Here is an 8,930-nt window from a genome sequence, read left to right on the forward strand (position 1 = left end):
CCATTGTTTTTACAAATCTATAAACAGTTACCAAGTGATAAAAGACAGTGGCAATATAGTTACAATACCATTCAGCCATTGAAGCCGGAAATTGATGAATTAAGCAGGCGATATATTCAACATCATCATAAAAAAGATTACGATCAGTTTCTCCAAAAGTTAGATAAAGAAGTTCAAGTTTTTAAAGAAGCGTATGGAGAAGGGAAGTATGATAAGAAGCAATATGAAAATTATAAAACGAATAAAATCAATGACCTGTATAAAAGAATGGGGAACGCTTTTTTACAAGAAATGAAGGCATACGATAAAGAACAAAAGAGAATCCATCACATGAAAAAATCAAAGCCGTTTCAAAAATTCCAACAGAATGTATCTATTCAATATTCTATGAGGAAAGTGGAACGTGCTTTTAAAAGTGAATATGAAAGTTGGAAAAACCAAAAGTATTATGAGCGGATGCAAAGGGAAAATGCATATGAAAACGAAAGGGGTTAGATTATGGGGAATGAAAAAGTACGAATGAAGTTATCATTGAGTGAAAACGTCCATCATTATGTTCAAGAGTATATGGAGGAGAATAATATTACACATCCTGGGGATGCCATATCGAAAATTTGTATGGAACATCAAGCATCAAAAAATACAGAATGGTCATTGAATTATATTTCAGAAGTTGTTTCTAAAAATCTTCATGACATATTAAAAAGTGAACTAACAAAAATTCGTCTTGGTGCAAATAGTGCGGATCGAAATACACAAGTTTTAATTGAATTAATGAATGGATACTTTTTTGCCAATGACTTAGATCTAGAGAGTATTATTACTACGGATAAAATAGAAGTCGGTGGCGTGAAAATGGCAAAGGAAGTCGTAGCGGAACGAATTAGTCATGCGAGACAAAAACGTATAGATCACGAGGCATCAAAGAACAATGTAACATAAGCTACATTGTTCTTTTTTATAAAAAAATAGGAGGTTATTAGGATGTTATTATTTCATGAAGATATCGCATTAGGAGTCATTAAAGAAATTGGAGAAGGTGAACTCGTTTTACTTGTAAAAGATGAAGAACTAACAATCAAAATTACACGAGAACAAGAGGAAGAACTTGCAGTTCATGTTATGAATCAAGAGAATATGTTAGTTCCGGTTAACGTAAAAACACATGCACTTTTCTTTGACACAACGGAAAGATGGAATGAAGAAGATATGGAGGAATTGCAAAGAGCGAGTGAAAGAGTAGGGGAAGATCATGAGTAAGAATTATAAGAAAAAGTATCAAACGAAATCACCAGAAGAAAAGAAAGAAGCGGTGCAAGCTTTAACAAAAAAGATGGAAAAAAGCGTAGAAGGTTATTTTCGTACACCGGGAGATTTGAAAGAGTATTTAACGTTTATGGCAAAGTTTTATCACTATTCACCATCTAATATTTCATTAATACAGAGTCAATTCGAGGGAGCCAGTGCAGTTGGTTCCTTTTCTTTTTGGAAAGAAAAAGGGTTTGCGGTTAAGAAGGGCGAGAAAGGAATCCAGATCCTTGTTCCAAACCGAACTGTAGCAAAATTTAAAGACAAAGAAGGCACTTGGAAAACAGTAACTAAAGCAAGTGAGGAAGAKAAAAAACAAATCGAATCTAAAAGCGTAGAAGTGATACCTGGTCGCTTATATTTTGCTGTCGGTCATGTGTTTGATGTGTCCCAAACGAACGCAAAAGCGGAAGATCTTCCTCGTATTTTTCCGAATCGTTGGCTAGACGGGAGCGTAACAGATTATAAAAGTTTGTACAAAGGAATGGAAGCCATTGCGGAAAAAAACGGTGTGAAAATTATTGAACCAAAATCAGAACTGGGTGTCGCAAAGGGTGTTAGCTACACCTTAACAAAAGAAGTCGCCTTGAATCCACGAAACAGTGAATTGCAAAATGTAAAAACCTTACTTCATGAATTGGCACATGCAAAACTTCATACAGCAGAGACACATATGAATTACACAGCACCCGAAAAAGAGTTTCAAGCAGAAATGACCGCTTATGCCGTATCTTCTTATTTCGGGATTGATACAAGCGAATATTCGCTAGGATATTTAGCGAGCTGGACACAAGGAAAAGAAATGAAAGATAAAACGAAATTATTAAAAGAGGTACATGAAACTTCGATTGAATTTATTGAAACAATTGAAAACACACTAGAAAAGGAAAAAGAAAAAACAAATGAAAAAGAGGTGGAAGGCATGGCAAATAGAAATGAAAAACAGGATGAAAAAAACATTTTGTTGGTCGAATATATGAGTTTAAGTAACACGACACAAGAGCTTGTTTCCGTTACAGAGTTAAGGGAGCAGGCAGATAGAAATCGAGCGTTTGAGCCTGTAGAAGGTGGAGGAAAATTGAGTGATAAGGAATATATAGATGCATTTAACGTGGCAAATCAAGAAAAGTATGCAGCACTAAATCAGAATGACATTACTCGTCCAACTATGTTAATTCAATGGAGTGAAAATGGAAATTTTAAAAGTAATCAATTGATCCCATTTGGAGAAGCCAATGAAAAAATGTCTGAAGTCATTTCTAATATTGAAACAGCAAAAGAGGAAGCAAGAGAAAGAGATGAATATGTACCATATGATAAAACTCGTTACCATATCGCCATTCCTAAAGAAGTAGATAGGGATTTTGGGAGAATGGAGCTTGTGAGTATGGATCGTTTGGATATGGGGGATGGAGACTACAAGACTCCGTATGAACAAGTATTAAACGAGAAAAGGTATCTATCGGATGAAGTGAAGCAAGCGTTACGAGATGAGGTGGTGAATCATAGAAATAACAAAGAAATACCGCTGGAAAAAGCACAGGAAAATACATTAGAAAAATTGAAAGAAACACCCAACCACTTTGTTACAATTGAAGTATTAGCAAACGGTATACAAGATGAAGAGCTGGCAAGAATCCACATGATGGATGCTGTTACGAAAGATATAAATTATTTGTCTGTATGGAATCAAGATAAAACAGATCGGGACGATTTATATGTTTCACTAATGGAAAAGAACGGGAAACGAGAAAATGTCTATCTAGATAACATTTTGAAACCAGATTTATATGAAAAGGTTCAAAGTTCTATATTTGATGGAAGAGGAAATTTGTCATTTGTTGTTTATGAAAAAGATGCAAATATGAGTCTAGATGAAATCGTAAAAGATGAACGATATGGACTCTTAGTTGATAAAGCGGAGGCGCAAAAAGATTACTCATTTAATGAAAAAGAAGTGGAATTATATAAAGAAATGAAGACGGAGGGATATGCACCTATTGCTTCTCTAGATCAACAAATTCAGCCTTTAAAAGAAAAGGAGCCAACTACGTTAGATAAGGATTTAAGCCGAAAATTCGAGGCATACAGACGTTTACAATATGAAGAAACACCAGATAATATTGATAGTATTGTCACTCGTGTAAAAGCTGAAGAACGGTATTATACAACGAAATATGTTTCGATTGATAATGAGCTGGTAAGCCAGGAACACGTAGTAAAATTAGAAAATCAGGTGGATGAGAAGCTTGGGAAAGAAGGAATAGCGGTGAATCAGTCTACAACTTCAAAAGAAATAGATGTAGATAAAAAAATTCAGCCATTAAACGGAAAACAAACGAATGGTAAAGAAAAAGAAAAGGAGCCAGATCCTATTACTTCAGGTAATGTAGACCAGTCAAAGGCTACAAAGAAATCAAGTAGAAAAAAAGAAACAATGGAAATGGAACGATGAAAAATTTTATAACAGGAAAACCAGATTAAATCATTTTTTGTTACTCAATTGAGAAAACGGAAAGTGATTTTTTTTATATCTAAAAATGAAAGAGGGTAAAAGGAAAAGCCCTCTTTCTTGTTTGTAGAAAGAAAGGAGTGAACGTCATGAATGTATGGCTGTTTGCAGGCTGTATGTTCCTTGTAGCAGTCTTTTTGAACATGTTGCTATTATTTGGTCACAGAATAATGAAAAAGCGCAGAAATAAGAAATGGAAGCGTGAAACTGAAATTGTAGATTAATAGGAGGTAATACGTATGGGGAAAACATTGTTTATTGCAGAAAAGCCGAAGGTAGCTGTTGAATTATTAAAATCACCTAGATTTAGAAACTCGCAAAAGCATCCAGGAAGTAAGCCATATTATGGCTACTATGAAAATGAAAATTACATTATTAGTTGGTGCCGAGGGCATTTATTAGAACTAAAACATCCAGAAGAGATGGACGAGAGATACAAAGAATTTAAATTTGAACATTTACCAATTATTTTGGAGCCGGAATATAAAGCGAAATCGGATAGTCTTGAACAAATTGAAATACTGGTTAAGTTGTTAAATCGTCCCGATGTAGATCATGTGGCAAATGCTTGTGATGCGGATAAGGAAGGTGAGCTTATCTATCGTGAAATAGTTGAATATGCAGGTGTGAACAAGCGAGAATCCCGTCTTTTTATCTCTTCCTATGAGGCCGCAGAATTAGAGGGGGCTTTGAACCGATTAGAACCAGGAGCAGACTATGAAGGACTTGCTCAATCCGCTAAAGCAAGGCAATACCTAGATTACATTCTAGGTATTAATGTTACGAGAGGTTGTACATCAAAACTAGCAAGAAATCAATTCTTATTGGCTTCCGGTCGTGTTCAAATGTGTATCTTGAATGAAATCCGTCAAAGGGAAATTGCTATCCAAAACTATAAAGAACAAACCTATTACAATTTAAAGCTACTAACGGAAAACGGTTTATCACCAGTAATGAAAACAGAAGATCAACTGATAGATCCATCGCCACTACAAAGGCTTGGAGATAGCTTGAAAGAAACGAATGTAATCGTAACGGAATTTAAAGAAAGTACGAGAAAAAAGAAACCAAAATTATTATATAACTTAACGGATATCTACAAAGATGCTCACGCTAAGATGAAGATAAATGCAGAAACAGCAAAAAAACATATTCAGAGTTTGTATGAAGAAGGCTTTATTACTTATCCTCGTTCTTCATCCAGGCACTTACCTACAGAACAAGTGGAACGAGTGAAAGAAGTAATGGCAGCATTAGAAAAAAGCTCCTATGCAAATCTCGTACAACAAGTAATCCCATCTTCTATTACAAAAAAACACACTACATTTAATGATGAATTAGTCAGTAGTCACTTTGCCATCATCCCAACAACAAAATTATATGTCGGGACCAACCGAAATCCATTAGAAAAACAGTTATATGACTTAATTGTAAAACGATTTATCGGGAATTTTATGAAACCAGCAATCTACCTGGTAAGAGAAGTACATTTTATAGATCAAGAGGGCAACACATACAGTACAAAAGAAAAAATCCTACAAGAGAAAGGGTTTCTAAGTGTGTTTCAAGAGGATATAGAAGAGGGATCAGTTGAAGCATTTCAGATACCTATCTTACGAGAGGGAGATTCTTTCAGAATCGTTCAGTATGACTTGATTGAGTCACGAACAAAGAAACCAGCCTTTCATACGGAAAGTTCCATTTTAACCTTTATGGAGACGGCAGGGCGTAAATTGGATGATGAACATTTGAAAGAACTTATGAAAGGAAAACGGATTGGGACAGTTGCAACGGAAGAAACGTTTATTCCGAAACTGTTAGAGCGTAGCTATATTGATGTTACCAACATTCAGATTCGAACCACTAATATTGGTCGTGCGTTTATAGATGCTTTTCCGGTAGATGAAATCAAAAATCCAGCTTATACGGCAGAAATGGAAGGGATGATCTACATGATTGAAAAGAAGGAAATGAAATATGAGGAATTTGTAGAGAAAACAAATACGTTTGTAAAGGATACGGTAGAGCAATTAGGCGCAATGGATGATGATGTGTCGGATAGCATTATTAATACTTGGAATCAGCAAATTGAGGTGTGTAAATGCCCTTGTAGAAAAGGAAAAATCCTTCATAAAGGCAATTTTTATGGGTGCAGTAATTATCCAGAATGTGAAATCGCCTTACCGAAAAAAATTAAAGAAAAAGCGATTCCGGAGGCGCAAGCGAAAAAGCTGTTTGAGGATAAGAAAACAGATCTTTTAAAAGGATTTAAATCCAATGAGAAAGAGTTTTCCGCTTACCTAGTGTTACATGAAGGAAATATCAAATTTCAGTTCCCAACACAAGAGGAGCTGTCATTTGGTAAATGCCCAAAATGTAAAAAAGGTGAGATCCTTCATCGTAAAACGTTTTATGGATGCACAGAGCATAAAAAAGGATGTGATTTTATGTTACCAGCCAAGATGAAAGGGAAAGCAATCCCTGGTAATCAGATGAAAAAGCTGATTCAGTATAAAACAACGGATTTTATAAACGGCTTTCAAGGAGAAATGGGAGAATTTACAGCAGCTATCTATATGGAAGCAGACGGAAGTTTGAAATTCCGTTTTCCAACGACTGAAGATCGTACAATTGGCAAATGTCCATTATGTAAGAGCAGAGTTCTTGTAGGGAAAAGTAACTACTTATGTGAGAGATACAAAAAAGGCTGTGACTTCATTATTTTTGGTACATTCTCTGGTAAAAATTTAAGTAGTAACCATGTGAAAAAGCTATTAGAAAAGAATGTGACGGATCAAATCAAAGGGTTTATCTCAAACAAAAACGGGAAGAAATTTGACGCTCGTTTATCATACAGCGTACAGGAGAAGCGATTAAAATTCTTATTCGGCAAATAAAAATGAAATGTATCAACTATAAGTAGCAAAAGAGGACTAGGAAACGGAATAGTCCTCTTTTTTATTTCATTTTATAGGGTAAAGGGGGGATTCCGTAATGGCACATGTCAGTACGGAGGATGCGATGAAAGCAAGAAAAGTTGACTTGATTTCATATCTGGAAGCAAAGGGAGAAACGTTTAAGAAAGAAGGAAACTATTACCGTCATACAGAACATGACAGTCTCATTATTAAAGGGAATCAATACGCCTGGAATAGTCGAGGGGAGAAGGGATATGGAGCGATTAGCTTTGCGATGATGTACTATGAAATGACATTTCCACAAGCCGTATTAGATATAAAAAAAGGGGATTACAAAGAGTTTGATCGCTCAAAAGCTGAAGAAGAACGCAAAAAAGAACAGCAGCCCTTCATCTATCCAAAACACTTAGAGGTGCCGAAACAAACAGAGATCAAGCAGTACTTAATTGATGAGCGGAAAATAGATACTCGTTTAGTGAACTGGTTAATTAAAAAGGATCTCATCGCCCAGGATAAGAAAAACAATGTCGTGTTCAAATGGAGAGAAGAAGGAGGTAAAGGAAAAGTAATTGGAATGAATCGCCAAGGTACTGTCAAAATGGAGAATAAACGAGGAAGTTTTAAACAAATTGTCCCGAATTACGAAAGGATTCATGCAGGTTTTACAGTTGATGTAGGCAAGCCGGATAAGATTATTTTTTATGAAGATCCAATCGACATGTTGTCCCATTGGAGTATCAAGCAAAATAAGATACAAAATGCTCGCCTGGTTTCTATGCATGGATTGAAGTCAAAAACAGTGATTCAATCTTTAATGGATGCGAAAAAAGAAGGGCACGATATTAAAGAGGTCATTATGGCAGTTGATAACGATAAAGCCGGGAAAGACTTTATTCAGACGATGAAATGCTTTGTAGATCTTAAAGAGGATATTCCAACGAATGAAAAAGATTGGAACGATGTCCKGAAGAAACAAGTGAGTGAGCAACAGGTAAAAGAAACAGCTCAACCAAAGAAAATGAAACCAATTAAAGAGGTGGAGAGAAGTGTCTAATCTACCAGGAATGCCAAACATATTACAGATTTTGATTTATGGTTTTATCCTTTATGTTCTTTTTCATATTTGTAAATTTATGTACCGGAAGATCCAGGAGCGAAGAATATTAAAGCGAATGGCTAAGTCCGGTATTCGCTATATAGACAAAATGGACGGCCATCAATTCGAAGTATACCTAAAAGCTCTCTTTCGAGAGTTGGGTTATTCTCCAACAGTCACAAAGCAGTCAAATGATTTCGGAGCGGATCTGGTATTGAAGGGGAAAAATCGTATTGTAATCCAGGCGAAACGCTACGGGATGAAAAATAGAGTCGGCATCAGTGCCGTACAAGAGATATATGCAGCACAAGCCTATTATAAAGCACACGAGGGCTGGGTTGTAACAAACAGTGTATATACAAGACAAGCAAAAGAATTAGCGGAAGCTTGTAATGTAAAATTAATAGATCGTGTAGAACTTCAGAAATTGATTAATAAAATTAATCCCGAATATTCGGCTGAAGATGTATATCAAGGGGTAACACCTGCAGAACGGAAATGTCCAACATGTAAACATGATTTAGTCATTCGAAATTCGAATAAAACAGGAAATAAGTTTTTTGGCTGTTCTCAATATCCCACATGTACACATACAGAACCAATTAATACATGAGCTGTGATGAAAATCCGGCTCTTTTTCATTTGTTTAAAGAATACATGAGAAAAATCAGTTTAACACAAAAATGACTCTTCAGATTTGATTGTATGAGATTTTTAATTAGTTGTTAATATAATAAGTCGTATTTGTCATAAAAACGTATGTAAAGGAAGAAACGGACTTTAAATGCGTTTTTAGGTTTTTTAGGGAAAATAAAAAGGGCAGTCATTATTTACGACTTAACCCTTTGTCTACGATCTGACGAATTGCTTCATTTCGATTCTTCAGCTTATTTTCATGCCAATAATTTTCTATTTGTTCTACTTGTTCTTTTGTAAAAGTAACTAAAATTTGAGTGTACTTGTCTTTATTAACAGCCATATAACAACCTCCTCTATAAAAAATATTATAAGTTATATAACTTATATTGACAACCAGAAAAATGAGTAATAGAATAGTTATATAAGTTATATAACTTTATTGAGGAGGTTATTACAT

9 protein-coding genes are annotated in these 8,930 nt (G+C 35.2%); 8 read left to right on the top strand and 1 reads right to left on the bottom strand.

The genetic code is table 11. The features are described from left to right. The 8 genes from mobL to AC1DTM_RS13600 form a co-directional block, all read left to right on the top strand. On the top strand, positions 1 to 495 hold a 495-nt coding region (gene mobL, locus AC1DTM_RS13565; protein WP_477000343.1), incomplete at its 5' end, for a relaxase MobL. A 3-nt stretch (positions 496 to 498) separates the two neighbouring features. Further along, positions 499 to 942 carry a hypothetical protein gene (locus tag AC1DTM_RS13570; RefSeq protein WP_002166613.1) on the top strand — a complete coding sequence of 148 codons (444 nt, stop codon included), beginning with the start codon at positions 499 to 501 and terminating at the stop codon, positions 940 to 942. Positions 943 to 984: 42 nt separating this feature from the next. Continuing rightward, positions 985 to 1,260, top strand: a complete 276-nt coding sequence (locus tag AC1DTM_RS13575) for a hypothetical protein (protein ID WP_002151033.1) — start codon at positions 985 to 987, stop codon at positions 1,258 to 1,260. After that, the gene (locus AC1DTM_RS13580; protein WP_477000344.1) at positions 1,253 to 3,763 is read left to right on the top strand and encodes an LPD25 domain-containing protein; all 2,511 of its coding nucleotides are present in this window, start codon (positions 1,253 to 1,255) and stop codon (positions 3,761 to 3,763) included. Before AC1DTM_RS13575 ends, AC1DTM_RS13580 begins: the two co-directional genes overlap by 8 nt. A 146-nt stretch (positions 3,764 to 3,909) precedes the next feature. Further along, positions 3,910 to 4,044, top strand: a complete 135-nt coding sequence (locus AC1DTM_RS13585) for a hypothetical protein (protein ID WP_255257104.1) — start codon at positions 3,910 to 3,912, stop codon at positions 4,042 to 4,044. Positions 4,045 to 4,059: 15 nt separating this feature from the next. Then, positions 4,060 to 6,717 (top strand): type IA DNA topoisomerase, encoded by a 2,658-nt coding sequence (locus AC1DTM_RS13590; protein ID WP_088099811.1) that lies wholly within the window; start codon positions 4,060 to 4,062, stop codon positions 6,715 to 6,717. A gap of 97 nt (positions 6,718 to 6,814) precedes the next feature. Next, the gene (locus tag AC1DTM_RS13595) at positions 6,815 to 7,792 is read left to right on the top strand and encodes a DUF3991 domain-containing protein (RefSeq protein WP_477000345.1); all 978 of its coding nucleotides are present in this window, start codon (positions 6,815 to 6,817) and stop codon (positions 7,790 to 7,792) included. Next, the gene (locus AC1DTM_RS13600; RefSeq protein WP_088099809.1) at positions 7,785 to 8,447 is read left to right on the top strand and encodes a restriction endonuclease; all 663 of its coding nucleotides are present in this window, start codon (positions 7,785 to 7,787) and stop codon (positions 8,445 to 8,447) included. The genes AC1DTM_RS13595 and AC1DTM_RS13600 overlap by 8 nt, the downstream gene beginning before the upstream one ends. Before the next feature lie 213 nt (positions 8,448 to 8,660). On the opposite strand, the gene AC1DTM_RS13605 is transcribed toward AC1DTM_RS13600, so the two are convergent. Further along, positions 8,661 to 8,813 carry a ribbon-helix-helix domain-containing protein gene (locus AC1DTM_RS13605; RefSeq protein ID WP_000290205.1) on the bottom strand — a complete coding sequence of 51 codons (153 nt, stop codon included), beginning with the start codon at positions 8,811 to 8,813 and terminating at the stop codon, positions 8,661 to 8,663. Positions 8,814 to 8,930 lie beyond the last annotated feature (117 nt).

Source organism: Bacillus sp. P4_D3, assembly GCF_056401855.1.

Bases quoted from the DNA above. Each gene is read 5' to 3' on its own strand.
- AC1DTM_RS13575 (WP_002151033.1), top strand. From the start codon at position 985: ATGTTATTATTTCATGAAGATATCGCATTAGGAGTCATTAAAGAAATT.
- AC1DTM_RS13590 (WP_088099811.1), top strand. From the start codon at position 4,060: ATGGGGAAAACATTGTTTATTGCAGAAAAGCCGAAGGTAGCTGTTGAA.
- AC1DTM_RS13585 (WP_255257104.1), top strand. From the start codon at position 3,910: ATGAATGTATGGCTGTTTGCAGGCTGTATGTTCCTTGTAGCAGTCTTT.
- AC1DTM_RS13605 (WP_000290205.1), bottom strand. From the start codon at position 8,813: ATGGCTGTTAATAAAGACAAGTACACTCAAATTTTAGTTACTTTTACA.
- AC1DTM_RS13570 (WP_002166613.1), top strand. From the start codon at position 499: ATGGGGAATGAAAAAGTACGAATGAAGTTATCATTGAGTGAAAACGTC.